This is a genomic window from Actinotalea ferrariae CF5-4, from assembly GCF_000603945.1.
GTDB lineage: Bacteria > Actinomycetota > Actinomycetes > Actinomycetales > Cellulomonadaceae > Actinotalea > Actinotalea ferrariae.
Window position 1 is genome coordinate 1 of sequence record NZ_AXCW01000398.1, and the last position, 2,412, is coordinate 2,412.

At 74.3% G+C, this 2,412-nt stretch carries 2 protein-coding genes; both read right to left on the reverse strand.

Going from position 1 to position 2,412, the window contains the following annotated elements; genetic code table 11:
* Positions 1-287 precede the first annotated feature (287 nt).
* Positions 288-1,553, reverse strand: a complete 1,266-nt coding sequence (tyrS, locus tag N866_RS18175; RefSeq protein ID WP_034229357.1) for a tyrosine--tRNA ligase — start codon at positions 1,551-1,553, stop codon at positions 288-290.
* A gap of 123 nt (positions 1,554-1,676) precedes the next feature.
* Positions 1,677-2,282, reverse strand: coding sequence for a DNA-3-methyladenine glycosylase (locus tag N866_RS18180; RefSeq protein ID WP_052023244.1), 606 nt, complete (start codon positions 2,280-2,282; stop codon positions 1,677-1,679).
* Positions 2,283-2,412: the final 130 nt, after the last annotated feature.

The following is a 2,412-nucleotide window of genomic DNA, read 5'->3' on the forward strand; positions in this document are numbered from 1 at the left end:
ACCCATCAGGAGGCAACTTCTCTACTGTACTCGGTCTCGTTCGCTCGGTCAACGACCGGCTCGGGAGCGAGCCCACTCCTCATGGGAGGCCACCGAGGGCCTCTGAGCTGTGGTTTTCCCCCCGGACCGACCGGCTCGCGCCGTTCGTTGCTCCTTGGGGGCGAGGAAGACTCTACGCCGTCGGGCCGCGGAAGTCCAAGCCGCCCGGACGTGTGCTGGCTCACCCCCGGACGGCCGTCGACCGGTCGGGCCGCGGCGTCGCCGGGTGGGGCCCGACAGCCCACGGATCAGGGCGTGCGCTCGACGACCGCGAGGGTCTTCTTGCCGCGGCGCAGGACCGCCCAGCGTCCGTGGAGCAGTGCGTCGGGGCCCAGCACGGCGGCCTCGTCCGTCACCCGGACGTTGTTCACCGACACGCCACCCTCGGCGATCGCGCGCCTGCCCGCGGCGCGGCCGGCCACGAGCCCGGTCGACACCAGGAGGTCGACCACTTCGGTCCCGTGGTCGACGACCCCAGCCCTCGGCAGCTCGGCGACCGCCGCGCCGAGCGTCGCGGGATCGAGCTGCGCGAGCTCGCCGCGGCCGAAGAGCGCCTGGCTGGCGGCGATGACCTTGTCGGTCGCCTCCGCCCCGTGCACCAGGGTCGTCACCTCCCCCGCGAGCGCCCGCTGGGCGGCGCGGGCGGCAGGCCGTTCGGCGACCTCCCGCTCGAGCTCGGCGATCTCCTCACGCGTGAGGAAGGTGAAGATCCGCAGGTACCGCGCCACGTCGGCGTCGTCGGTGTTGAGCCAGAACTGGTAGAAGGCGTACGGGCTCATCATGTCCGGGGCGAGCCAGATGGCGCCCCCCTCCGACTTGCCGAACTTGGTGCCGTCCGCCTTGGTGATCAGGGGCGTCGTCAGGGCGTGCACCGCTGCGTGCTCGGCCTTGCGGACCAGCTCGACTCCGGACAGCAGGTTGCCCCACTGGTCGTTCCCCCCGGTCTGCAGGGTGCAGCCGTACCGACGGTGCAGCTCGAGGAAGTCCATCCCCTGCAGGATCTGGTAGCTGAACTCGGTGAAGGAGATGCCCTCCTCGCTGGCGAGCCGGCGGGCGACGGTGTCCTTGGCCAGCATCGTGCCGAGGCGGTAGTGCTTGCCGACCTCCCGCAGGAAGTCGATCGCCGACAGCTCGCCCGTCCACTCGAGGTTGTTGACCATGCGCGCGGCGTCGTCGCCCTCGAAGTCCAGGAAGCGCTCGATCTGCGAGCGCAGCCGGTCGACCCACTCGGCGACCGTCTCCTTGGTGTTGAGGACGCGCTCCCCCGACATCCTTGGGTCGCCGATGAGGCCGGTCGCCCCGCCCACCAGCGCGAGCACACGGTGCCCCGCCTGCTGGAGGTGACGCAGGACCACGAGCTGCACGAGGTGCCCGTGGTGCAGGCTCGCCGCCGTCGGGTCGAAGCCGCAGTACAGCGTGACGGGGCCCGCGGCGAGCGCCTCGCGCAGCGCCTGCTCGTCCGTCGTCTGGGCCAGCAGGCCCCGCCACCGCAGCTCGTCCAGGATGTCCACCAGTCGTTCCTCTCTCGGTCCGTCGAGCGCCTAGTCTGCCGTCCGCGGGCCGGGGCGCCGCACACGGTCCGTGCCCCCGGCGCCGGACGCCGCCGCTGCGCCGCGCGAGCGCCCGGCGTCACCGCGTCATGGACCGGGCTGCGGCCGTCGTCGCCGAGGCCCCGCGGGCCGGTACACGGAGACGGTGGGCTCGTCCGGCAGCCACAGGCGCCACGGGTACAGGGACCCGTCCCCGCCGACGCCGCTGACCCCGACCCGCGGCCCCGTCTCCCACCGCGGCACCGGAGGACCGGGCAGGACGACGACCGGCGCGCCCGGCGCGGTCAGGGAGGCGCCCCGGTGGGTCAGGTCCAGCCCGAGGGCCACCGCGAGTCGCGCGGGACCGCGCGCCAGGTCGACGTCGCGGCGGACGACGCCCGCGGCTGCCCGGCGCCGACGGGCCACGTCCTGACCCTGGACGACCTCGCCGGCCCTGAGCAGCACCGCCGACGCGCGGCCCTCGGTGCCCGTCACCACGTTGACGCAGTGGTGCAGCCCCAGGTGCCGGTAGACGTAGAGGTACCCGCCGGGACCGAACATCACGGCGTTGCGCGCGGTCCGTCCACGGTAGGCGTGGGAGCCGGGGTCCACCTCACCGGCGTAGGCCTCCACCTCGGTCAGGCGCAGCACGACGGTCCCGTCCGGCGCGTGCGACACCAGCCGCGAGCCCAGGAGGTCCCGGGCCACCTCCAGGACGGGTCGGGCGAACCAGGACGGGTCGGCGGCCGTGGGCGACGCGTCGGCGCCGACGACCGCCGCGCCGGGGGCGTCGTCGAGCGTCGCCGAGCCGACGGCCCCGCCGTCGACCGGCGCCGAGCCGGGG